Annotated in this window: 20 protein-coding genes; 14 read left to right on the forward strand and 6 right to left on the reverse strand. The window is 48.7% G+C overall.

Annotated features, from left to right (window positions below; all coding sequences use genetic code 11):
* Window positions 1-45 precede the first annotated feature (45 nt).
* The 3 genes from FM042_RS09170 to FM042_RS09180 all read left to right on the forward strand — a co-directional run bounded on the left by FM042_RS09170 (window position 46) and on the right by FM042_RS09180 (window position 3,456).
* Window positions 46-741, forward strand: coding sequence for a response regulator transcription factor (locus FM042_RS09170; protein ID WP_143236335.1), 696 nt, complete (start codon window positions 46-48; stop codon window positions 739-741).
* A 3-nt stretch (window positions 742-744) separates the two neighbouring features.
* Complete coding sequence (locus tag FM042_RS09175) at window positions 745-2,268, forward strand: sensor histidine kinase (RefSeq protein ID WP_143236133.1); 1,524 nt, start codon at window positions 745-747, stop codon at window positions 2,266-2,268.
* A gap of 135 nt (window positions 2,269-2,403) precedes the next feature.
* A complete protein-coding gene (locus tag FM042_RS09180) occupies window positions 2,404-3,456 on the forward strand; it encodes an alpha/beta fold hydrolase (RefSeq protein ID WP_143236134.1) in 1,053 nt (350 codons plus the stop codon).
* A gap of 59 nt (window positions 3,457-3,515) precedes the next feature.
* Here FM042_RS09180 and FM042_RS09185 read toward each other — a convergent pair whose 3' ends face one another.
* Entirely contained in the window at window positions 3,516-3,977 is a 462-nt protein-coding gene (locus FM042_RS09185) for a tRNA (cytidine(34)-2'-O)-methyltransferase (protein ID WP_143236135.1), read from the reverse strand.
* Window positions 3,978-4,266: 289 nt separating this feature from the next.
* Here FM042_RS09185 and FM042_RS09190 point away from each other — a divergent pair, with 289 nt between their 5' ends.
* The 5 genes from FM042_RS09190 (at window position 4,267) to FM042_RS09210 (ending at window position 9,978) form a co-directional block, all read left to right on the forward strand.
* Window positions 4,267-5,931 (forward strand): type 1 glutamine amidotransferase family protein, encoded by a 1,665-nt coding sequence (locus FM042_RS09190; protein WP_143236136.1) that lies wholly within the window; start codon window positions 4,267-4,269, stop codon window positions 5,929-5,931.
* 234 nt (window positions 5,932-6,165) lie between these two features.
* Window positions 6,166-6,882, forward strand: a complete 717-nt coding sequence (gene rph / locus FM042_RS09195) for a ribonuclease PH (RefSeq protein WP_143236137.1) — start codon at window positions 6,166-6,168, stop codon at window positions 6,880-6,882.
* Window positions 6,879-7,520: an orotate phosphoribosyltransferase gene (gene pyrE / locus FM042_RS09200; protein WP_143236138.1), complete on the forward strand. Its 642-nt coding sequence runs from the start codon at window positions 6,879-6,881 to the stop codon at window positions 7,518-7,520. The genes rph and pyrE overlap by 4 nt, the downstream gene beginning before the upstream one ends.
* A 158-nt stretch (window positions 7,521-7,678) precedes the next feature.
* On the forward strand, window positions 7,679-8,542 hold the full coding sequence (locus FM042_RS09205) for a YicC/YloC family endoribonuclease (protein ID WP_143236139.1): 864 nt from the start codon (window positions 7,679-7,681) through the stop codon (window positions 8,540-8,542).
* A gap of 197 nt (window positions 8,543-8,739) precedes the next feature.
* Window positions 8,740-9,978, forward strand: a complete 1,239-nt coding sequence (locus tag FM042_RS09210; RefSeq protein ID WP_143236140.1) for a tyrosine-type recombinase/integrase — start codon at window positions 8,740-8,742, stop codon at window positions 9,976-9,978.
* A gap of 270 nt (window positions 9,979-10,248) precedes the next feature.
* Here the strand turns inward: FM042_RS09210 and FM042_RS09215 are convergent, their stop codons facing one another.
* The 4 genes from FM042_RS09215 to FM042_RS09230 form a co-directional block, all read right to left on the reverse strand.
* Window positions 10,249-11,421 carry a HEPN domain-containing protein gene (locus FM042_RS09215; RefSeq protein ID WP_143236141.1) on the reverse strand — a complete coding sequence of 391 codons (1,173 nt, stop codon included), beginning with the start codon at window positions 11,419-11,421 and terminating at the stop codon, window positions 10,249-10,251.
* Between the two features lie 287 nt (window positions 11,422-11,708).
* Window positions 11,709-14,297 (reverse strand): DEAD/DEAH box helicase, encoded by a 2,589-nt coding sequence (locus tag FM042_RS09220; RefSeq protein ID WP_143236142.1) that lies wholly within the window; start codon window positions 14,295-14,297, stop codon window positions 11,709-11,711.
* Between the two features lie 3 nt (window positions 14,298-14,300).
* Window positions 14,301-16,400: a site-specific DNA-methyltransferase gene (locus FM042_RS09225; RefSeq protein WP_143236143.1), complete on the reverse strand. Its 2,100-nt coding sequence runs from the start codon at window positions 16,398-16,400 to the stop codon at window positions 14,301-14,303.
* 269 nt (window positions 16,401-16,669) lie between these two features.
* Window positions 16,670-16,858, reverse strand: a complete 189-nt coding sequence (locus tag FM042_RS09230; RefSeq protein ID WP_143236144.1) for a helix-turn-helix transcriptional regulator — start codon at window positions 16,856-16,858, stop codon at window positions 16,670-16,672.
* A 382-nt stretch (window positions 16,859-17,240) separates the two neighbouring features.
* Here FM042_RS09230 and FM042_RS09235 point away from each other — a divergent pair, with 382 nt between their 5' ends.
* The 6 genes from FM042_RS09235 to FM042_RS09260 all read left to right on the forward strand — a co-directional run bounded on the left by FM042_RS09235 (window position 17,241) and on the right by FM042_RS09260 (window position 22,117).
* Window positions 17,241-17,603 (forward strand): LytR/AlgR family response regulator transcription factor, encoded by a 363-nt coding sequence (locus FM042_RS09235; RefSeq protein WP_185960758.1) that lies wholly within the window; start codon window positions 17,241-17,243, stop codon window positions 17,601-17,603.
* A 124-nt stretch (window positions 17,604-17,727) separates the two neighbouring features.
* Complete coding sequence (locus FM042_RS09240) at window positions 17,728-18,075, forward strand: hypothetical protein (protein ID WP_143236146.1); 348 nt, start codon at window positions 17,728-17,730, stop codon at window positions 18,073-18,075.
* A gap of 111 nt (window positions 18,076-18,186) precedes the next feature.
* Window positions 18,187-18,681 carry a RadC family protein gene (gene radC, locus FM042_RS09245; RefSeq protein ID WP_143236147.1) on the forward strand — a complete coding sequence of 165 codons (495 nt, stop codon included), beginning with the start codon at window positions 18,187-18,189 and terminating at the stop codon, window positions 18,679-18,681.
* A 28-nt stretch (window positions 18,682-18,709) separates the two neighbouring features.
* On the forward strand, window positions 18,710-19,135 hold the full coding sequence (locus FM042_RS09250) for a hypothetical protein (protein ID WP_143236148.1): 426 nt from the start codon (window positions 18,710-18,712) through the stop codon (window positions 19,133-19,135).
* 128 nt (window positions 19,136-19,263) lie between these two features.
* On the forward strand, window positions 19,264-19,824 hold the full coding sequence (locus FM042_RS09255) for a tyrosine-type recombinase/integrase (protein ID WP_143236149.1): 561 nt from the start codon (window positions 19,264-19,266) through the stop codon (window positions 19,822-19,824).
* A 337-nt stretch (window positions 19,825-20,161) separates the two neighbouring features.
* Entirely contained in the window at window positions 20,162-22,117 is a 1,956-nt protein-coding gene (locus FM042_RS09260) for a retron Ec67 family RNA-directed DNA polymerase/endonuclease (RefSeq protein ID WP_143236150.1), read from the forward strand.
* A 196-nt stretch (window positions 22,118-22,313) separates the two neighbouring features.
* Here the strand turns inward: FM042_RS09260 and FM042_RS09265 are convergent, their stop codons facing one another.
* Entirely contained in the window at window positions 22,314-24,788 is a 2,475-nt protein-coding gene (locus FM042_RS09265) for a S8 family peptidase (protein WP_143236151.1), read from the reverse strand.
* Window positions 24,789-24,793: the final 5 nt, after the last annotated feature.

Consider the following 24,793-nt stretch of genomic DNA (forward strand, 5'->3'; position numbering starts at 1 on the left):
CTAGCAGGCGGTACATTGGAATCATTTAAAGCAGAGGGCAAAGCTGTGGTGCACTTATTACTGATTGATGATGATGCGGATTTGGGCGCAATGCTCACGGATGTTTTTAAACGTGAGGGCATTAAGCTCACCCACGTGGAAGATGGCAAAGCGGGCTTAAAAACTGCAACGAGTGAATCCTTTGATTTAATCTTGCTTGATATTATGTTGCCGGAAATAGACGGGCTACAGGTATTGAAGCAACTGCGAGCCGCCGAAATTGAAACACCGGTATTGATGCTGACCGCTCGCGGTGACGATGTGGATCGCGTTGTAGGCCTTGAGCTTGGTGCGGATGATTACCTGCCAAAACCATTTTATCCGCGCGAGCTAGTGGCGAGAGTGCGGGCTTTGCTGCGCCGTGCCAAGGGAAAAGGCGTGCCCCAAATTGCCGAACAAATTCGTTTCGCTGGCTTTGAGTTGGATATCGTTAATGCTGAAGCCACCTGTGATGGCGAAGGGCTCACCCTTACGCCAACTGAATTCGAAGTGTTGCGTCAGTTGGTCATGCATCATGGCCAACTCGTTACCAAAGAAAGCTTGTCGAATCATGTGTTGGGCCGCCAATTGGGTCCTTTTGATCGCTCCCTTGATGTGCACATTAGTAATATTCGTAAGAAACTTCCAAACCAGCCCGAACGCATCCAAACCGTACGTGGCCGTGGTTATCGCGTAACAGAGCCTGAACTTTTGGAAATGTAAGCCATGGCTCCTGGCCGCACTCGCTGGTATCAGTCTTTAACACTGCGTCTGCTGGCGCTGTTTTGGGCCCTCATACTTCTCACCTTAGCCGCAGCTCTTGCTGCGGTTCTTTATCTTGTGCGCCCGCCTGGGCCAGCACCACTCGCGGAGGATTTCCACCGCTCCCTCGATCCGATTTTGTTGCACCCGTCGAGTGTGGGCTTACTCCAGCCAGGACGCCTATTGGTGGGTCAATATCGAATTGTGGCGTTACAACCCGCTGTAATTGCCGATAGCGACGAACGTTTGGAAGCGACTTCAGATTTGGATACCGCAGCCCTCGCTGCGGCCCATGATATTGATATTAATGGCCTTATCGCAGCGCTTCCCAACAACGATTTATCCACCGACGATGCACCAGCTGAAGTACAATCCGAGCGGCCGCAAGCGCGCTTTGCCCCGGGATTGACTCAGCAAGAGCTCGCAATTGCTGTGCGTATTATGGAAAGTGACGACCCGATTCAGTTGGTGTTTGGGGAGCGTACACTTGGCGGTCCTATGGCGAGCAATGAGGGTTGGGTGGTTGTGAGCCGTCCCTCAACGGCAGAGGAAATTGCGGCTCAGTTCCAAGAGCCCGATGAAGAGTGGTTACCAAATCTCATTGTGCTCGCCATTGGCGTGTCGTTTTTAGGTGCATTGATTTTGGGGCTGTGGTTTGTGCGCCCATTGCGCCAATTGCGCAATGCCATGCGTCAGATTGCCAGCGGTTCGGCGGAGCCAGAGCTGCGCCGTTTACCCAGTCGACGGGATGAGCTCGGTGAGTTAGCGCGCACCATGCGCTGGACAGCTGTGGAATTGGCAACATCTCGAGATGCGCAACGCCGGCTGCTCAGCGATGTGTCCCATGAATTACGCTCGCCATTAGCGCGCCTGCAGGTCGCTTTAGACTTAATGGAAAGTGAAGGATTGCAGGGCGATCGGAATTACTTGCAGTTACAAAAAGACATTTACCGCTTGAGCGGTATTATCGACAGTATTTTGTGGTTGTCGCGGCTAGAAAACGGCCTCGATAAATTAGTACACGAGCAAATCGCTGTGATGGACATCCTCGAGGATTTGCAAAGCGATCTGTATTACGTGAACGAGAAGTGGCGTGGGCGCTTGCATCTACCAAAAGAGACGTTACCGGATATCGATTCAGATCCTGTGCTGCTACGGCTGATTTTTGAAAACCTGGTGCGTAATGGATTTCAGTATGGACCAGAGGATGGTTCGGTGTTTGTCACGGCTACGCAGTTTGAACGCGATGGCGTGCCTTGGCTTGGTATTAGCGTACGCGATCAAGGGCCCGGCGTGAGTGAAGAACAGCGTCAGAAAATGTTCGCCCCATTCTTCCGTGGCGATCCTTCCCGCCATCATGGTGCCGGTGTCGGGCTTGGCCTTGCGTTGTGCCAGCGGGCCACCGCGGTGCTCGGCGGTACCATAGACGCGGAAAACCACCCCGAAGGCGGCTTGCAAGTCACCTTAGAGCTCCCTCTCCGCGCTTAATCTGCTGCCAACGCGATAGTATATGGACGTAGCCAACGCACAATTGGATACGATGGTACAGGCTGACGGACGTTGCTTTGTATGTATTTGTTTGGGTAGGATGGTTGGCATGGGTGGTATAGGGATGACTAGGTTATGAGTGACGCGGCAGAATTTGATGTAAGTGCCAATGAGCTTGCGCTCGATGCGTTGGCGGAACGGGTGCTTTCCCAACGACCTGGCGACGCGGATCCAGAATGGGATGAATGGTCCCGAACCCACCTTGATGCGTTTTTTCGACGCGCGGAACATCATGAGTTTCGCAGCTTTGACCGTACCCAACTTCACTATTGTGTACTGGCACACCCGAAACCTAAAGCGTGGGTGTTGGTATCTCCCGGGCGTGTTGAAAGTTATCTCAAGTATCAAGAAGTGGCGCTTGAGTTAGTGGCCGCGGGCTTCGCAGTGGCCATGATCGATCATCGCGGGCAAGGCCATTCGGAGCGTCTTACCTCGCATCATGAGCAAGGCCATGTGAACCAGTTCGCGGACTATGCCCACGATTTCGAACAATGGGTACAGGAATTGCGTCCACGGCTAGGTGACTTAGCGGTACATATCCTCGCCCATAGTATGGGTGGCGCCATTGCAACGATGTATGTGCAAAGCAAACCCCACGAGATTCAATCGTTAGTGCTGAGCGCACCCATGTTTGGTATTAACACCACGCCGTGGCCACAATGGTTTGCAGGCCCTTTAACCCGTTCACTTACAGCGCTGAATCGATTAGTCACGCCAGGTAAATTTTGGTATGCACCTGGCACTGGCGATTATCAAAAATTACCGTTTGCCGAAAATAAGCTCACCCATAGTGAGGCGCGTTACGAGCACTTTAGTCGGATGTATGCCGACATGCCCAACATTAAGGTAGGCGGCCCTACGACCCATTGGGTTACCGAAGCTTTAGAGGCGGCGGAACAGTGCATCCAATCGGCGAACAAAATCACCATTCCTGTGTTGGTGCTCTCGGGCACGGCGGATCGTATTGTCGATCCCCGTGGACATCAACGCTTTGCTGAGAAGCTAACTCACGAGCGCTCGCAATTAAAAGAGATTCCCGATAGCTATCATGAAATTCTTATGGAAAGCGATGCCCGTCGCGCCATGGCCATCACCGCCGCTTTGACATTTTTTGAAGAAACTAGGTAGCCAACGCATTGCGTTGGAGGCTGGGTTTGGCCAACGCGGTGCGTTGGCACATAAAATGGTTAACTGCCGGCGAAGCCGAGCTGGCGCCAGGCCTCGTAGGTGATGACGGATACGGAATTGGCTAAATTGAGGCTGCGCGAGTTGGGTTGCATGGGAATGCGAATACGGCGATCCGGCGCAAAAGCATCACGAATTTCTGGTGGTAATCCTGCGGTTTCCGATCCGAATAGCAATACGTCGCCGGCTTCATAATGCACGTCGGCGTAATTTTTACTACCCTTAGTCGTGCAGGCGAAAATTCGTTTGCCCGCCATGGCCTGAGCAAAGGCATCGTAGTTAGGATAGCGAGTCACGTTGGCTAAATCATGGTAATCAAGCCCGGCGCGACGCAGTTTCTTCTCTTCGAAATCAAACCCGAGGGGTTCGATTAGGTGTAATTGACACCCCGTGTTTGCACAGAGGCGAATAATATTGCCCGTATTGGCCGGCATCACAGGCGTATGAAGTGCAATATGAAACATAGACGAGTTCAAGGGTGAATAGATTTGAGCTCTATTATACGGTGATTTATCGAGGCTACCAGAGTCGTTGTCGGTGTCTTAACCGAACAAACTCAAAGAAACGCTCTGGAGATTAAGCTCATGTCAGGGTTTCATGGGTTAGCCCAACAATCATACTATCGCATGGTGAGAAACTTACAGGCGCTGGTGTAGTCTGAATTTGCGGACTGTTTTTGTGTGATTCATGTATCCGTGTGATAATCGCACAGACATTCTGAATCCTCAGATAAAGGTGAAAGGTAAGGTTCGCATGACATTAAATTGGAAAGTTGTACTGTCGGTGCTCACGCTCGGAATGAGTGGAGCCGCTATGGCAGAGAGTCCAAGCCCACAGGATCCTCAGTGGAACCTCATGCTCATCGGCAGTGAGCTGCGCATTTGCTCGAGTATGAATTCTGATTACTGCGCCAACGACGAGTGGATTAACGCCAACGACATGCGCACGTCTCGTCTATTTCAACTCACCGATGTTCGTCGCAGCAGCGCCTTGCGCCAAGCGATTTGGCCGCGTGATCGCCAAGGCGTGCGTGAAGAACTGGATGAAATGCTGCGGGAAATGGTGGATTACTTTGCCCGCGGCGTGGTCTCGGAACATCGCCTTGTCGACCGCTTCCGCTCGCGCGCTTACCTCGATTTATTAATGCGCTTATCGGATGCTGAGTACAATCGCATCTTAGATAACTTGGAGATGCCCCGTTTAGAAGGTTTAGACGAAGTGGTTAATCTCGCCATGAACGATGATTTTTCTGCGGAGTTTATTACGCAATTTGTGGCCATGGCGGAATCCATGCATGGCATTGCCAATGAACGACCAGCGCGTATTTTGGTGATTACCGCCGGTGAGCGCGATACTTTCCGTAATGTAGATTCTCACGTACAAGCCTTTAATCAAGCAGGTGCCGAAGCCACGTGGATGCCGTTAGATATTGCTGTTTCCGCGGCGCAAGCAAGCGGACGCTGCCAAGATTTGGAAGCGTTACGTCGCGAACTCAGTGGTACCTATGACCGAGATCGTGTCGATCCGGTGCGTCATGGACAGCAGATCGCGTTTTGTCGGGATCCCCTCGCATGGCAAAGCATGTTGGCGAATGCCGATGCCGTGTTTATTACCGGCGGCAGCGCCGACCGGTTGAAGCAAACATTTTTCCGAGATAATCGCCCCGTGGCGTTATTAACGGCCATGCAGGAGCGCTTCACTGAAGGCAATTTAGCCATTGGTGCAGCTGGCGAAGGGGCTGCCGCCTTAGTAAGCGCTAACATGATTACCAATGGTCATAGTCGATCAGCCGTTGCGGAAGGCTCCATCGCACGTCGGCCTCCACCGCCAGACTGTGGCTTGGATAACACATGCCCGCGCAATTTGAGCGGGAATAGCCTCACCTATGAACCCCTAGGTGGATTAGGATTTGCTCGATTTGGCATTATCGATACCGATGTGTCGCACCGAGGCCGGCAAGGTCGGTTATTGCGCTTAGCCGCTGATACCCGCTCACCGTTGGCTATGGGTATTGACCGGGATACAGCCATTCGGATGAACACGCGCACAGGCGCCTTTGAAATTGGCGGACGCGAAGGTGTGATCTTGTTGGAAGGAGCCATGGGCACTGACACCATGCTCGCGTCTACTTTCCACTACTTGCGCACCGGAACTTTGGGGCAACTTAGCGGTGGCCGATTAATCGATGCGGTGATGGCGCCCCAAGAGTTTGTGCGTCCTGAATCGACGACGAATCGTTTCTTAGGTGATTCGGGTATTTTCGATAACATCGATACTGTGTGTCGTGGTCGCAATGAGCTTCGCCTGTTGCAAGAGAACTTCGAACTCATGATGCGCGTAAACGACGACAGTGAACTCGAACTTTCCCGCGGTCGCTGCCAAATCATGAACGGCATTATGGGTATCGCCACCCAGTAGCCAACGCACCGCCCATGGCGGCAAATTGGCCTCCCGGCTCAGTGAACCCAATGCACCGCGTTGGCCGCCAGTCAGATGTACCCAACGCAGCGCGTTGGGCGCATCGCCCCGGCTTGGGCTCATTGCAAGCAACGCCCCGTAACCGAATATGCGTTGGCTACAAATCCCCGCGCATTTCGCCTATAATAGCGGCGTTTAGATCGCCCATCCTTTTATAACCATCGAGGTTTACTCATGCGTCCAAGCGGCCGTACCGCGCAACAAATTCGCCCCGTTAGCATCACTCGGAACTACACGCGCCACGCTGAAGGCAGCGTACTCATTGAGTTTGGTGATACCAAAGTGCTGTGTAATGCCAGCGTCCAAGAAGGCGTTCCACGCTTCTTAAAAGGCAAAGGCCAAGGGTGGGTTACCGCCGAATACGGCATGTTGCCACGGGCCACGCATACCCGCTCAGACCGGGAAGCCGCACGGGGCAAGCAAGGCGGACGTACCATGGAAATCCAACGCCTAATCGCTCGCTCACTGCGTGCCATGGTTGATTTAGGCGCCCTTGGCGAGAACACCATCACCGTGGATTGCGACGTGATTCAAGCCGACGGCGGCACTCGCACTGCATCGATTACCGGCGCTTGCGTTGCTCTGGTCGACGCCATTAGCTACATGCGTAAGAAAGGCTTAGTTAAAGTAAACCCACTCAAAGGCATGGTGGCCGCAATTTCTGTGGGCATCTACAAAGGCGAAGCAGTGGCTGACCTCGACTACCCAGAAGATTCCGCCGCCGAAACCGACATGAACGTGGTGATGACCGACACCGGCAAAATCATCGAGATTCAAGGCACCGCCGAAGCTGAACCGTTCTCGTTCGAAGAAATGAACAGCATGGTGGAGCTGGCCAAACACGCCATCCGCGAACTTAACGACATCCAGAAAGAGGCCCTGATTGCATGAAGCCGTATCAGCGCGAGTTTATCGAATTTGCCCTTGGCAAGGGCGTGCTAAAGTTTGGTGAATTTACCCTAAAATCGGGCCGCACCAGCCCGTATTTTTTTAACGCTGGGCTGTTTAACACCGGCGCTGACTTGGCTAAATTAGGGCGCTATTACGCCGCCGCACTGGAAGATTCAGGCATCGATTACGACGTACTGTTCGGGCCTGCCTACAAAGGTATCCCGATTGCCAGCGCGACCGTGGTGAGCTTGTACGAGCACTATCAAAAAGACGTGCCCTACTGCTTTAACCGCAAAGAGAAAAAAGATCATGGCGAAGGCGGCAGCTTAGTGGGTGCCGCGCTGAAAGGCCGCATCATGTTGGTCGACGACGTAATCACCGCAGGCACCGCGATTCGCGAATCCATGGACATCGTGGAAGCTAATGGCGCATCGTTGGCAGGCGTGCTGATTGCCCTCGATCGCCAAGAAAAAGGCCGCGGCGAACTTTCTGCTATTCAGGAAGTAGAACGGGACTATAATGCATCGGTAATCGCCATCGTCACCTTAGGCGACATTATCGACTATTTAAGCGAGCAGGCCGGACAAGAAGCCATGCTCGAAAAAGTACGGGAATACCGCAGCCAATATGGCATTTAGTAGCCAACGCATTTTCCGTTACGGCGCGTTGGCAGCAAGGCTAGAACAGTACCCAACGCACTTTTCGTTACGGTACGTTGGTAACGAACTTAAAAAAAGAACTTTCGCCCGCCCACAACACGCACCGAACTAGGGCAACGGCACAACAGGAAGCAATCATGATCTACAGCATGACCGCGTACGCACGCGAAGAAATTAAAGCAGATTGGGGCAGCGCCGTTTGGGAACTCCGTTCAGTGAACCAACGCTATCTGGAAACCTACTTCCGTTTGCCTGAGCAGTTTCGCGGCATGGAAACCGTATTGCGTGATCGCCTGCGAAACGCCCTGAACCGCGGTAAAGTAGAATGTGGTTTGCGCTTTAACGCCAACCCAGGTGCCAATACCGAACTCAAGGTAAACGAAGAGCTGGCCAAAGCCGTATTGCGCAGCGCCGAATGGGTGCAGGGCAATGGCGCGAAAGCGTCTATCGACCCCCTCGACATCCTTAAGTGGCCCGGCGTGCTCGAAGCCCAAGACGCCGATATGGACGCCATTCAACAAGATTTGCTCTCAGCGTTCGAGCGCACGCTCGCCGCATTTATTGAAGCCCGTGCCAGCGAAGGCGCAAACATGCGCGAGCTGATCGAAACCCGCTTAGAGGGCATTAGCGAGCAAGCCGGCTTTGTACGCAGCCGCATGCCAGAAGTGGTGGAATGGCAGCGTGAGCGTTTACGCAGCAAGTTTGAAGAAGCCAAAATCGAACTCGACTCCGAGCGACTCACCCAAGAAATGGTGCTGCTGGCGCAGAAGATGGACGTAGCAGAAGAACTCGACCGCCTCGACTCGCACATCAAAGAAACCCGCGGTATCTTGCGCAAAGGCGGCGCCTGCGGCCGACGCCTCGATTTTATGATGCAAGAATTCAACCGCGAAGCGAACACCTTAGGCTCCAAATCCATCAATGCGGAGATTACCAATGCCGCAGTGGAAGTGAAGGTGTTGATTGAGCAGATGCGGGAGCAGATTCAGAATATTGAATAGTGATTCTGGTGGTTTATTTGTTGGTTTTAACTTATTAAAATCAATAGCTTATCTTGATTATGTGGTTGTAGTTGTTCGCGCTTGTTCATGGCTGTTAACTAAAAAGTGGTGGGTAAAGTGGTGGGTGTGCTATAGTTCGATTTAGTTGATGTGGTGGGTGAATTGCTCGCTGAGAAAACATTAAGGGAATCATAGCCTTGACTAAACTAACCGCTACACAAGTCGCGAAATTAGCAAAATCTCAGGTGGGTAGGCACTCTGATGGTGGTGGGTTATATCTTGTGGTGCCCACCACAACCTCTGGTGAGCCGGGTAACCCTTATTGGATGTTTAGGTATAGCGCTGGTAAGAAGCGCCGTGAGATGACACTAGGCAAGCTTAATGAACTTTCGCTGGCGCAAGCGAGAGCTCTGGCAACGCAACAATCGGTACTGGTGCGTGAGGGACAAAACCCAATCGCCCTCAAGCGCAAGGCCACCGAAAAGGAATTCGTAACGGTTGATGACTTGTTCGAGGACTGGCAAAAAAGTAATGAGAAACGTCTAAAGCACTCACAGATCCCTGCTCGGGTGTACCGCAAAGATATCCAGCCTCACATCGGTGATATTCCACTGAATCAAGTTACCGCGCGAGACATTCGCAAGATCATCACATCAATCAATGACTCCGGACGGCCAACAATCTCCAACGATGCACTGATGTATTGCAAGCAACTTTTCAATCACGGCATAAAACTAGACGTCGTCGGGGGTAACCCGGCGAGCGCCTTTCAAGTCAGTGATGCTGGTGGTTTAGAATCTAGCCGTGATCGTGCCCTTACACTCGATGAAATAAAGCACGTATTCAAGGTGTTTCGCGACAACCCAATGGTGTTTACTCGGGATAACTATTTGGCGTGTGCGTTATTGCTTTTACTTGGGGTGCGTAAATCCGAACTGTGCGAAGCAAAGTGGCAAGAATTCGATCTCGAAAAGGGCACGTGGGAGCTTCCTAAGGAGCGAAGCAAGTCTGGTGTAGGTTTTGTTATCCCATTACCTGAACTAGCCTTAAAAATGCTTACAGAGCTTAAATTGAGAGCGTGTGGATCTGAGTATGTACTGCCGAGTAGGCGTTTAGCGAAACAGCCTCATATGGGGCCCGATACCCTGAATCGTGCAATTGGTAAGATGTTTGGTCGAGACCCGGGCAAGAAGAAGCAGCCAGAAAACCTGATGGGTGATATTGAGTATTTCCGAGTTCACGACCTGCGCAGAACCTGCCGTACTCTACTCGCCAGTTTGGGTGTTCCTGGGCATGTGGCTGAGCGATGCTTAAACCACAAGCTCAAAGGTGTTGAGGGGATTTATGATCGGCATGATTACTTTGAGGAGCGGAAGGAGGCTTTGACGCGATTAAGTTACTCACTGCAGCCTCACATAATTGATGGTATGCATTAACATACTTAATATATTCTTACATCGAACCCCAAAGCCCGAAGGTGGTAATTTATATCTTTCCCTGATTGAGGGGGGGAATCTTCTGGTTAATGCCATTACCCCTTTAGGGTATTTAAATAAGTGCTTTAAGTAGGAATGTTATCCATGAAAAATTCTCCAGTATTGTTCGTTTATTTGATCAAATAGAAGGGCTAACTAGGCTCGCACAATTAGAAGCCAAGGACGCGAATGACTCACTTTAGAAACGCCAGAAAGGACCTGAAGTCGAGCCTATTGGGGAACCCCTAGATGTTCTATTTCCTTTGCAATACACGTTGAAAGCATCGTTCGCGCGAACACAAGGTTTTCTCTTTCTTTATCGGTCATGTTACGAGACGTCCCATGAATAACCTTCGACCTAGCCTTATACATGACCTTGAATTTATCTCGAATTACGGAGCGTTGTCGGATGGTGTCAGATACCAAGTACGCGCATCTATCAGCCAATGTTTTTGACAAAGGGACATCGCCAAGGTCATCGCCAAGTAGTGATTCTAAGCCAACACAGAGTTGAATAAATTTAACTGTCTCAGTGTCGCTGACTACTGAATCAATATACCACTCTATAGCAGCCCTTATTCTCTCGGCTTCGGGGGATGGATCATGAGCTATAGATGACAGTGAGGGAAGTTCAAGTTCTTCTAAAGGTCGTCGCAAAGCAAAACCAGTGATGAAGGAAGCTAGTTCTGAGGGGACTCGAATCGGGAGTGAACAATCTCCGGAAGGTTCTATGATTTCAAGATAGCGATTCAAGATCACGACTTTATCAAAAGTACTGCGGTTGCTAGGTCGATTTCTAAACTCTAAGTTAAAAGTCTCATCGTGAAGAACCCATGCAGAGTACAGGAATGTTTTGATCAGCTGGATACACTTCTGCGCCAGGCTGCATTCGCTTCTCGGGGAGTAGAAGCCGCGAGTATCCATCACTAAGTAAAGATTCAGAGCCGCTTCATTAAATAGCCGGATTGGGGATTTATTGTCCTCAGTGACTTCAAGGTATAAGGACTCTGTCAATCTCCAGCAAGCTATCGGCTCCCTTATTTCTGATTGAAGAAGTATACGAACTTTATAACTCTGTGGAGCTGAAGTTAGGTGCTCTAAAATCTCGCTTTCGATTTTCTCGATTAGTCTGTGTTCAACTAGATTAACAAGTAAAGTGCCGTCCGCGACCTCTCCCTTCACCTCCTTGAGAATAGCCCTTACGAACTCCATTAACTTGAAATAAACGTAGGAAAAAACGTCGTCGGAAGAAACGTCAGTCCCCGAATATTGATTTGCGGTATAGTCTGAAAGCTCCCTGATATGAGGTGCGATCTCTGCGCAAGGGTAATTTTCGACAATAGCTGTATTTCGAACTACTCTTTGTACTCGACCCGCAATTTTGCGGACCTCTCGAACATTCATAGATTGGTCCCGATTAGTGCCCACGCTCAGCAAATTGCTTGACTGCTTCAACTTTAAATTCGTCGGTTTACAGTTTACCTTTGCTAAAAAACACCTCTCCTGTAAGTTACATTGAAACTGTTAAAAATGTCTAGCAAAGCCTGGGAGGTCCAAACGCCGCAAATGCAGGTTCTGCAACCCTCGCGCTAATCAACTTAATTATTTCCCCCTACTTACAAATCTCACTCGACAATAGGGGGAATGCAGGCGTTGATAGCGAGGTAACGATCGCTACCAAGTCCTACTTATCAATAGTCGTTGGCGTGGGTACTCCTGAACAAATCTGCAGCATCTGTAGCGATTTTGATGGCGTTGCGTACCTCAGCCCTAGTAAGGTCAAGTACGCGGAGTTTGCCTTTTATCTCGGCGACAGACTCGATACGGCGGTATGCTCTGGCGTTGTTCTCTGCATACTCTGCAAGGCCTTGAAGCTTGGTTAAGGCATCGGCTAGGTGGAGTCCATGAGGATCAACAATATCAGAGACAATTCGACCATCTTGTTCAGCGAAGAAAATGAAATCTGGACGCAAGATTTTGTATTCGCCAGCATTCTCATATGCGATACCAAGTGAGGACTGTCCTGGCTGCTGCGGATTGCGATACCAGAATGAGAAGCCCGGCTTAGCCGACTCGGTTTCGACAACCGTCCGTTCCCAGTCATTTAGTTCAGCGGGATATTTGCCGTTCTCGTTGCACAGCAAATGATTATCCCAGACCGGGATTGCTCTTACATTACCGTTTTCTTTCGCTTTGGTAGCCTCATAACGAGCCTCAGGCTTAAGCAAGCCCACGTCTTGAGGCTCGGTACTCATTTCGATGATCTGCCGATAGGACTCCCTACGGTCATCGCTCAGTGCCTTGATTTGCTGCCGATACTTGGACAACCAAGTTTTCGCAAGTTTGTCTGCCTCAGCATCGAAATAAGCCTGTGCCTCCATGACTAGCCCCAAACCAGAAACGGTTACGCGAGCTTCAACTATGGCCTCCAGAAACGATTCCGGGTCTTCATCACGGTTGGCGTCCTGGCTTGCCAAGTGGTCAACATACGAATGAGCAATAGCCGGGCTGAGGATTCGTGCTGCACGGCGGTAGGCGTCGTCTATTACCGCGACGTCGGCATCTTCCCAGAACTGCTCGAGACTGCGACCTTGGCCCAGCATGTCCGCTTTCACGGTCTTGCCGTCTACAACCAGGACAGACTGCCTCTTGGCCTTAATCTTGGCTGCGTTGTCGGCTTGAAACTTATCCAGGGCTGCGTGCATTTCGCCATGGGCCAGCCTGCCTGCACCAGAGAGAATATCGTCGGACGCCAATTCATGGGCCAGCGCAGTCAACCTGACAGCAGGCTTGGCACCACGCTGCGGGCGTGTTTGCGACGGTAAACCCTCGAACGCATCCCACACGGCATCCGGAACAGCAGGATTAGGCACCACTTCGATATAATCGATCAAAACACGGCCTGGCGTTGCTGCCTCACTGCCTGTCGTCAATTCATCGACTACCTGCTCTACGGCCTTGCGATTGAATTTCGGCAGTAAGCAATCCACCGCATTCAAGCGGTCATTGCCGGGGATACGGCGAGCAAGCGGTGAGCGTACCAGTCGACCGAGTAACTGCGTGATGTGATCTTTATCCTCAGCTGCGCGGAAGGAAACCATGACCTCGGCTCTCGGACAATCCCAGCCTGTGCTGATGGCATCCTTGGCAATCAAAATCCGCACCCAGGTTGACTCCTCGACTCGTTGAGGCTCGATATACGGAACGTATCGATTGCCAAACAGTTGGGTGGTGTGATCGCCGAAAACATGCGCGACACTGGCAGATGGTAGCTCAGGGTAGCGCTCGAAAATGGTATCCAACGCGCGCCCAATCTCATTGGGGTCAGGAGTGTTGGGAACCTGCAAAACCATCAACGGAACGACGACATGAGCCTCTTGTTGCTGCTTGGAGTAAGCTGACCAAGCAGCGGTGGACTCTTTCAATTTGTCGGTTCCTCGACGCACCAAGACGGTATCAAAGTCACCCACATTGTCTGGTATGTCCAGCAGGATGGTGTCTTTTATAAGTCCGGATTCCTGTACCTTGGACGCATCAACTTCCACATTGGGTAGTTTGATATGTTTACCTGCCGACTCAATCGCCTTGTTGAATCGTTCCACAGTAGCCGATATACCCCATACAGCAGGAATACCTGGCACGCTGCCCACGCCATTGATGAGTCGTTGTACGATAGTGCTCTTGGCGTTCAGACTGGCTGCGGTTTGTGTGCCCATGCCCCGGTGCGCCTCGTCCAGCACTAAATAGAGCGTTAAATCCGGATCTTCGATAGTATTTTGAATAGTGTCCCAAATGGTATATGCACGCAGGTCAGGGCGCATTTCGGGAAAAGTAGCATCCACCTTGGCCGCCAAATCTCCGGGATTATGGCCCCGCACCAGCAGACTGTTCTTGCTGAGTTTCTGGGTATTGAGAAAGTAGATTTTTCCGGCCTGGAACTTTGGCCTGTTGAACGTGTTTTCGACCACCACTAAGTCGGTGTAGTTGATGCGGTCGCTGGCCTCGATAAAGCGAAAGCGAGTTTGCTCATTCAACGACGGGTCATCGCTGAACCAGATAACCACAGCGCCGGGATCGGCATCAAAACTGAACTCATCGTCACCATGAAATAGCGCCTCAAACGTAGCCGCCGCCATCACAGTTTTACCCGCGCCGGTTACCGCAGTGAGTGAGAACGCAGTCCTGTCGGCTTCCCCATGCCAAAGGCGGCGAGCCTTGCCTAGGTTACTCAAGGAGTCACGGACAGCGTCGCGCTGATAGTCTTTGAGCGTGAATTTCATCCGTTAATCTCCATTGGTGAAGCTAAAGTTGGTGAGATAAGATTCGTACAGACGCACAGGCTCGACGCTATCGGGTAATCGTTTAGCAATTGCCTGGAAGCGCCGATCATCGTCGGTAACGATATAGGCAATCCGTATCCCATTCGCCTTAGCCACAGCTTCGATAAAAGGTGTAGCAGTATCCACGTTATTTAGCAGTGCATAGGCATCGGTCACCGACCAACCATTGGCTGGTAACTCGTCAATACGACTACCTCTCGCTCCAGCGCGCAACCACAATAAAGGCGCAATTCGGCTGAACGCCAGATTGTGGCTGACCGACAGTGGGGTTTCATACGTCAGAGTGAAAAACTCGGCATTTTCCTCGAAGCCATCGGACATCGGAAATTCATCCGTGAATTTGTAGTCGCCCTTGATTGGTTCGCCATCCGGAGTTTTTCCGGTAATAGCGGCGGCAACGCGGGGTTTGGTGATGTAATCGCAGATGCCTATTTTTTCCCACTCATCATCGCCGGGGCGTAACCCTGCTTCGCGCAACTTCCTCTGTTCATCGGCGGCGACTTCGTTGTTTGTCACGCTGATACATTGACGATTTCCACCGTCCTGTTTGTTGAGCCGCATCACCGCGTGTGCCGTGGTCCCAGAACCTGCGAAAAAGTCAAGTACGGTTGCGTTCTGCTTATTTGCCAAAAATAGCCGCAATGAATCTTCCACTACGTATAATGACTTTGGAAAAGGAAAAGACCTTGTTGGCAGTAGAGCTCCTAAAATTTTCTTGCCATGGTCGGGAGCACTATGACGACTTTCGGTCCATACCGTCGTAGGTCGTGTAGTCTTTCCACTAGGAGCAATGACAACCTTCGTTCCATCTTCTCTTATACCTGCAACAACGTACTCTCCAGACTCAACCTTGCTAATTGCTGGAGCTGTTAGGTAAGAAATTGCATACGGTTGGAGCGAATTGGTGCGACTTGCCCGAGCAAAACCACCGCGCACGGCGCGCATGAGGCTGGGCCCAGTTAACCCCCACTCCATCTCGACACCATCATCACGGACAGGAAAAACCGCAATTAAACCTGGAGGCGCCTTGATACTTTCACGAGGTACATCATGGGCTAAAGGCTCACCAACGCCTGTTATCTTAGAGGTATTTGGGTCGACAAAAACCGGATAGAACTGCCGAGGGCGGTGTCCCCGAGTCGATTTTTCATCAGATCGCCGTAAATAAGGCCAGCGAACCGACTTCCCCTGTGAAGCGCTTACAGCGACTCCAGAAACAATCGAGTCTCCAATTAGGACAAAATAAGCGAACTCGTCCACCCTCGCGAACATATCGGGACGAGACGCTCCTTTTGGGTTTGTAGTTATCGAAACCATTTGAATCCGAGCTTCAGGAAATAACTGCTCCAGCAATAATCCCAGGCGCAGATATTCCTTCTCGTCGATGGTAACGATCAGCACTGAATCCGCTGGATTTAACAGTTGCCGTGCAATCAACAAGCGTCGCTCCATCATCGCCAGCCATTTACTGTGGCGGTAGAGGTCGTCGCCTTCCACATAATCGTTATTGTATTTCCAGTCCTTCGCACCAGTATTGTACGGAGGGTCAATATAAATGGCGTCTACTCTACCGCGATGGCTGAAGGTTAGGGCTTTTAGGACGTGATAGTTCTCACCATTAATTACCGTATGACAAGGTTTTGCGCCGCCATGCAGTACCTTACCAGTACTAATCAAACCCGGATAGATAGTATCCCGGAACTCCGCGACAACCACTAAGTCATCGAGCATGACCGTCCGTGTTTCAAGTTCTTCTGAGTCTAGCAATTCTAGGTCGACAGTTTTTCTCGCCTTGTTAATAGCTTTCACTCGCCACAGCAGTTGATCCCCCTTCTTGGTGGAACCACGCTCATGTAATACGCGTACCTTGTCACCCTTTCGAATGGGTCGTAGCGGCAATTCCACCGCTTCTGGGCTATGACGTTCGAAGTTCAGACCGAAGGGGAGCCGTGACGAAAGCATTTTAAACTCACGATCCAACTCGGCTCCTAACGCCGCGTCTTTGGCTTTTGCCTTGGCAATCAAATCGGTCAGTCTTGACACTAAAAGCTCCTAACTTGTTCGTTCTGAAGTGGTTGATTTAACTTGGGCACAAAATTAATGAAATCTTTTCTGCATAGTAGCAAAGTTATGTACCAATGTGGCAAAGAAAAACTTGGCAAGGCCGAGGTGTGCATAACACCTACTATTTGCTTAAATTACTCGTGTTTAAAGTCCCATGGTGACAGAGTTGATTTATTCGTATGTCGTTGTGTGATCGCTAATATACATAGAGAAAAACGGTGTGCTACCTTAAGTTTGCATGTTACTCCTTACGCTGTTCCGAGACGCTCCGCAATCTTCGCTCTAATCCACTCATCAATCTCTTCTTCCACCCATACTCGGCTTCGGCCAACTACTGTCACGGGCTTGGGAAATGATTTGGCCACCACAAGTTTATAAATCGTGGTGCGGCTAAGCGTTGTTTTGTTTCTTACTTCTTCCAGTTTAATGAGTCGCATGACGGTAATCCTTTGAAACGCAGTTGTGTCATGCGATGGCGCATCGCTGTAATTTTTAATGGTTTGTATTCATACCAGCCTCCTGTTTCGGCCAATTCATCACTGGAAATGGCCGGTTGATCACACATTTGGCCGCTCCCGAGGCATAAAGCGCTTATTCCTTCATATTTTTGTCAGAATCGATGTAACAAAAGGAGTTGAGTGCAGAGCATGAGAGAGATTCGACGGGTTGGAAGGTTGGCAGTGCCGCTGGGAGTTGTACGGGCCTACTGTGGCCACTCAAAAAGCTTTCAGACATATATCACCTGCAGTGCATCATCATCTACAGGAGTATTGAAAATGCACATGCAAGCTCATTTGGCGTCCATATCGGAGGCCGCTCGTGAATAAATTCGCTGATCAGATATTTGCTGCCAAAACGGAGCCTGGCGTTGTAGATATCGTCCGTTTGCCAGAAGTAGTCTGTATTCGTGCAGCAGGCAATTACATTGATTTTCAACTGGTCAATGGACACTCAATGCATCGCGCGACGCTATCGAATGTTCTGAAGCAGTTACCTTCAAGCTTTGTTCAGGTCCATCGTAGCTATGTAATCAACATAGCTCACTTACGTCGGCTACAGAGCGAGCTAGGACGCTATTCCGAGTGTGTGCTCACGGGGAATAAGATCATTCCATTGGGGAAGCAATACCGTAAAGCATTACTTCAGTTGCTCTCAATTGAAAGCCCACCTTCAAGTTCGTAGTTTGCGCGCTTGCCCCCAAAAACCGCTGGTTCAGCATTCTGAACAGGTTGCTACATCACAATTTTTTCTACCGCTTCGATTCCTGTGAAATTCTTGCTTAAGTTGATCGTTAGGGAAGATGTCCATGAAAACTGTGTATGAATCAGAACCAAGTTCACTTGAAGAAGTAAAAGCGTTACTCGCGGCACGTGAATCGTTTGAGATAAAGAGCTTAAAGATCGGTGACACCGTTCGAATTGTCGAACAGCAAATCGATAAACTCGGAATGAAATCACGTGTATTTACAGTGGGCCGCAAAGCTGCGTTATTGGCTTCGTTTTGGGGGCCTACTGCCGTGGCAGGTATTGCCTCGGCAGTAGGGATGAGTGTTCACAACATCGCTACTTGGAGCCCCGATTATGAGATCGGCAAGAACAGGCTCAAAGGAACGGTTTCTGTGATCTACAAGCGTAAATTAAAGAGTATTGAATAGGGTATAGAGCAAACTAGAGCTAGGTCATCGTTCAGGTGACCTTCTCGTTCCATTCCAAACAATTTCAAACCTATATCACCGAGATGAACCTTAACTAGAGGAATTCATCTCATGAAAACTGAAGCATCCCTGCCAGTAAAATCACCGAAAAACTATGTCACCACCCGAAGGCTCACCGAGCGCGAGTTATTTAATCGAGCTTGTGAGCTTTTGGAGGAAAAGCTCACGCGAGGTCAGTCCTTCTGCAACCCGAACACTGTGAAGGATTTCCTTCGATTCAAGCTTGCACCATATGAACGCGAAGTGTTTGGGGTAATGCTCTTGGATAGTCAGCATCAATTACTCGAATTTAGAGAATTGTTCTACGGAACCATCAATGCCGCTCCTGTGTATCCGCGTGAAGTTGTAAAAGCAGTGATTGAAACCAATGCGGCCGCTGTCATTTTTGCCCACAACCATCCATCAGGCGTAGCGGAGCCATCCGACGCAGACAAGCGCGTGACTGAACGGCTAAAGACTGCGCTAAACACCATAGATGTGGCCACTCTCGACCATATTGTTGTCGGCAAAGAAACCGTGTCATTTGCTGAACGCGGCTTGTTATAGCGCTAGAGTATTCAAATGAGGAATATTTATGAGCATACCCATCACTTCATCTCAAAAGTGGATCATTCTCGGTGTAAAGGCATTAATCACGGCTATAGCACTCATTCCTGCTATTCGTAATTCAACACGAGCAACACCCGGAACTATCCAAGAGGGAGATAGCACACCTTTCAAACCCATTACTGGTGCGTTCAGCTTGGTATTTCTGGGCTATGAGAAAGACACCATTGCTACTGTCCAATTGGATTACGCTACGGCTAGTCACTACTTTGTAAACAAACAGAAGATACAGAGCTTGGCCCGGTATTACCGAGCGTATGCTGTGGCCATTCACTGCGATGAAGAACAATCGTCGTTTCATGGTGTGTTAACGCGCCAGCAGGTGCTCAACATTATCGCCGAAGCAATGCGTGAAATCGGAGTAAATATCGTTCCGGATATGAATGTTTGCTAAATCAATGCATTTAAGTTCCCAAATTGTACTTTTGGGAACACTGCAAGCCTTATAAAACGGGAACTGATGAGCTAAACAGGCTCTGAAGTTCCTTTTTTTTCGTCTCACAACAAATAAGGAACATAGCTATGAGTGAAGTTCATGCTGTTAAGAATCTTGATACCGTAAAGCTCGTAAGTCATCTGCTTGAGCGAACCTACGGCCAACAAATCGCCGATGTGTGGAACTTGGGCCTGAACCTAGCGCTTCGGATCAGTGATTTGCTTTCAATCCGGTTTGACGATATTCAATCTGACCGAGTGCTTATTACGGAAGGTAAAACAGGTAAGCACGCCACTATTAAACTGAATGATAAGGCACGTGAGATTATCGAGCGTCGTCGTCGCAATAATCCGGATCACATCTACCTGTTCCAATCCCATAGAAACCGGTGGTCGCTTCGAAAAGAGCCCAGGCCACTGAGCCGCCGGTACGTATCACGAGCCATTTCAATGATAGGTGAGGAGGTCGGGCTTGCATTGGGTACTCATTCCATGCGCAAAACGCGCGGTTACCATTTGTACAAAAACACGAATGACTTGGCTCGAGTGATGAAGATGTTACGCCACAGTTCTGAAGCTGTGACCCTGCGTTACATTGGGATTACCCAGGAGGACGTGGATCGGGATTTTGTTGAGTTGGAGATTTAATGGGGAGTCCAATTCATAGTCTTCCCACATTAAAATAAAGTATCAGCTGCCAATCCAAACGGACATTCATTAGTTAAGCGACCAGTATAGAATTTATTTAAGGGGTATTATCGGTCAGAGCCAAGTTTTGTGTTGAATATTGGGGGTTAAGGATGTAGCTTTACATTGGCTTACGGGCAGAATTTGGGTTGCGCATCGCAATCTTTGATACAAAAGTCTCGTTACATTTGCTACCTAGCGGTCGTCCGGTCGGTTTACATCGATTCGACTAGTCGCCCTATGTTTTCTCAAAGCGTAGGAGTGCCCGTAAGCCACTCTTTCATGATCGGAGAGAAATTTGTCAAAGCTCACTCAACTTAAGCAATCTTCAAGTCTTTCAGACGTTGCATCCTTACTCGGATATAAACCTAGCGCGCTCGCATTTATTCTGTACCGTATGGATGATGTTGATAAGTACTTTACCTTCGATGTTCCTAAAAAATCCGGTGGTCATCGTGTAATTTGCGCTCCCTGCGATAAACTTAAAAAACTTCAGCGAAAGTTGGCTGATCTTTTGTATGATTGTATTGAAGAAGACAAACCCTCAGAGGAAACACTTGGTGAATTCAGAGGAGAGAATTCGGATTTACCGTTGAGAAAGAGGGCTCGTAAATCTATGTCTCACGGATACGAGAAAGGTTTATCCATCGCTACCAATGCTGAAATGCATGTTGGGAAAAGGTTTGTATATAACATCGATTTAACCTCTTTTTTCGATTGTTTCAACTTTGGAAGAGTGAGGGGCTACTTTTTAAAAAATAGTAGATTCAGGCTGAATTCGAAAGTTGCAACTATATTAGCGCAGATCGCATGTTTTCAGAATAAGCTCCCTCAGGGGAGTCCATGTTCTCCCGTTATATCTAATTTGATTTCGAAGCACCTTGATTATCACTTACTGTCGATAGCAAAAAATCATAGTTGTACTTACACCCGTTACGTTGACGATTTGACATTCTCAACAAACCAAAAGGCATTCCCTAAAGCAATTGCTAAAAGACGTTTTTTGACTCTTGAAAAAGGTAGTTGGCGTCTTGGGAGTGCTGTAAAGGGAGCTATTGAAAATGCTGGATTTTCAGTGAATGAAAATAAGAGCCGAATGCAATATCGAGACTCAAGGCAAGAGGTTACAGGGCTTACTGTGAATAAGAGAGTGAACGTATCTTCTTCCTCATACCGTCAGATTCGCTCTATGTGTCACTCTATGTTTAAGTTTGGCTACTATTTCAAGTCTAGCGCTAGAACAGTATCCAAGCCAAAGACGAATTCTATCCTAACTCGACTTTATAATAAGTTCGCGCTCAAATACTTTCGCGTACACACACAGGATGATGAGTTGGGAGACACACAAGGACAAGAATGTACTTCCTTAGCGTCGTTAGATGGGATGTTAGCGCACATCTACCATATAAAATCATATCAGAATAGGTTCTCACGGAAAGGTCATAGACCAAGCTCTCATGACGGAATTAGAACAAAATTTAATGAAAGTTCTTCATACCCGCCCATAGTAAGAGGTGATACATATGCAAGTGATAATCACCGAGTAGCTCTGGATGGCATTAAGAACCTATACCGAAAATTTATGTTTTTTAGATATTTTTATTATAACGAAAAACCATTAATTATTTGCGAAGGAAAAACAGATAACATCTATTTAAAGGCTGCTATTTCGCGATTAGGAAATGCTTATCCAGAGCTCTATGATGCAACTACTAAAAGGTGTCGTATTTCATTCTTCAGTAAATCTGATAGAAACTTAGAGATTCTTAAAATGGCGGAGGGAACCAGTGGTCTGTCCTATTTAATTAAAAGCTACAAACGGCTCTGCTCTAAATACAAAATCAAAGGAGGAAGTCATCCGGTAATAGTAATTGTTGATAATGATGACGCGGGTCGGGGGGTTATTAAAAAAGCTGAAAAGATAAAGAATGATACGATCAAATCTAAAGGTATAGCAGCCAACTATCGCTTAGATTATTTTTTCGAAAATCTCTACATACTGGCAGTGCCGTCAGGTGCCGGGGATGCGGATATCGAAGACCTTTTCGACAGTAGTGTGTTAAATAGGGAATTGTCAGGTAAGAAATTTTCTAGAAAGAACAAAAAAAGTGATGGGAGTACATATGGAAAGGCATGGTTCGCAGAGCGTGTAATCAAAGCTGAACGGGAAAAAATTAACTTTGCTAAGTTCGCTCCATTACTCGATCAAGTCAGGGATATTATAAAGGCACACGATTCGAGGAACCTCATTTGATTAAAGAAATGCAATCTGATTTTTAACTCCCTTACCCTTTTACTCCAATGAGTAATGTTGTTCTGCTGGCGCAACCACGCGGGAAACCTCACATGACTACTTAAGTCCTGACGAAAGATGTTTTTTCACAGTTCGGAAAATGCAACATTGCGTTAAACTGGAATTACCTAGTAGGACAGGTCACCCTCATTTATGTTTAGACTTCAATCTCAACTCGCGCTTCAACTTGAGCCTCGACGATCGCTTTAACAGCTGAGTAAATATCAATGTCACTCTCAGGCGTCTCAATGGTCAATATGAGTGAATACCTCGTCGTTTCTTCGTACATCTTCAACGGAGCGCGAGTCTTCCACCAACCGGCTGTGGGGATAATCGCTATTTGATTACGCTCTGCAAGATCCGCTGCAGTCCCAGTCCAAATATCTTTAGCGATTGAGCCATGAGCACGGTTCTGTGGTCCAATTAACCAATTACCTGTATCGTTTTGTGGTTGGAACTCCTCCCGTCTATCGTCAGCATTATTTATTCTCAATACGAGGTCATCCGGACCCTCTAGAGCGCGCTTAAGATCGAACAGTAGGTTATGGCTTTGATAGGAGTACTTGTTTGAGAATGCACGGTTCGATGGGTTCGGCTCGATGAAGTAGGAAAGCGTTACCGTTAGTTTAACCTCTAGAGCCCCAAGGTCTTGTAAAATCTCCTTTGGCCATGGTAAGTCATGTGTCACCAACTCATTCAAGCTGGGAGCGCTAGAGCCTTTTTTGAACGGTGTAATTTCATCCTCAATAATCACGGAAACGCGTTGACTAGCACTATCTAAGGCGACTTCTAAGTTGGGTACGCCATAGCCGACTCGTCGCATTAGTTTTGCCGCTAGCTGCTTCGGGGTAAGTTTGCCTTGAATTTGTGCTTTGAGCGCATCGTTCCACTGTGCTGAGTGCACAATCAACCCCCGAACGGTTTCAGGCCGAAGGTCAGGATATCTAGAGTAAACTTTGGCTGCAAAATTTGCTGCTAAAGCTGTGGCAGCACTCGTGGCCCAAAATGTAGTGAATAGTCGATTCTGGACATCATGATCTGTCGTTATCAAAGATAGTGATGGATGGGAAAAACCACCGTAACGGCTCACAGCAACATTACCGCCTTCAAAGACTACGTCCGGCTTGATTGGCTTTTTATCTTCCCAAGCGGTCGAGGTTGAAGTGTACGGCGATATTTCTCCGGATCTGGCAAGCGGCGCTCCTTGGTTAGGATCGGTTAAGTTAATTTTTGTTGAGTAAGCACCCACTGTTAGAGCATTCCATGACTGACCTGGATCATGTATCGGCTGCGAATCAAGGCAATCAGGGTATGCATGAAAATCAGCGGGTTTAAGTCTCGAATTGCCGCTAGCGATAATAAAAAGACGTTTAGGATCTTGTTCACCAATTCGGTTAAAACAGAGCTCGTCGATAGCGGCTGACCAGGCGGACGGGCGACCTTTGTCACGAGAATCGGTGGCGGAGATCGCCATAGTGAATATTCTATTGAGATTAGGCTTCGCTGTTTCCGGCGTTGTCGTGGCGTCTATTGTTATTGCGCCATATGCTTTATTGCGATTATCCCCGCCATGGTTAATTATTTTGACGGACTCTACAGAATGACCAATTTCAATTTGTTCCTGAGACTCTAGAGCAGATTGCAGGTCTCCATAAAGGGCAAGTCCTGACATGTTTGTGCCATGACCGTCATTATCGGCGGCGCCAAAAGCATGGTTTACTGTGAACAAGCTGTTTTGGTCAGAAAAGGGTTTTATAAGGGGGTGCCCGATATTGACGCCTGTATCAAGAATGGTGACTAAAGGATCCTCTTCTCTGCGAGAGTCGGCTAGTCGATTAGTCAACTCAACGACCCAACCGCGTTGTTCTTCGATAGTGAGCTCATCAAAAAACTCCGCGGTTTCTTTTGGTTTCTTAAGCTCAGCGACGCAATTAAGAAGATGTACGCTGGAACTTAATTGCGCTGCCGAGGCGGTTACATAAATGACAATCCGCTCCCGGAAATTAATCTGATGTGGTGAGACAGAGAGCTCCATTCGATCTGCCAACTTCTTAAATTCACGCTCAGGTACCCCATCGCCTTTTACTAGCCATACTTCCCATTCGACCTGTTCATCTTCGTTCTCGGGGAATAGTTCACGAGCGTCAGTCCACAAGGTCTTAATTGTGGCGCGCTTTACAGCAGCAATGCTTTCAATAACGGCCCGATGCGATGGGGATTCTTCATCAATAGTCGAAGCGTATTTTTCCAACCTTTCTTGGAAAAATGTCAGCTTGCCCTCAGGAACAAATACGGTCGCGTAGTAGGTATTATCGATTAGCTGAATGTTAAGTAGCTCGATCTTCTTTGGGCTATTTTCAAGGCTATTAAATACAAGCTCAATGCCCTCAAAGCTTTCAAAAGTGATCTGGATTCCAATACGTTCAATACCATCTTCATGAGCATCAATAGATACATCGTGCGCGAACGAGGCTATGTCTGCTAATTGGCCTGATAACCGGTTTGCATGGGTGCGAGGATTAATGATGTGCCGTGCCGAATTGCTGCTACTTCCGCTACCCTTTCGTTTCAGTGGGTGCCTGGAGCCATTATTACCGATATATAAATGAGGCTTACTATCCTTGTCTGCCATTCTCG

The organism is Aliidiomarina halalkaliphila, assembly GCF_007096385.1.
In the GTDB taxonomy this organism is placed as follows: Bacteria; Pseudomonadota; Gammaproteobacteria; order Enterobacterales; family Alteromonadaceae; genus Aliidiomarina; species Aliidiomarina halalkaliphila.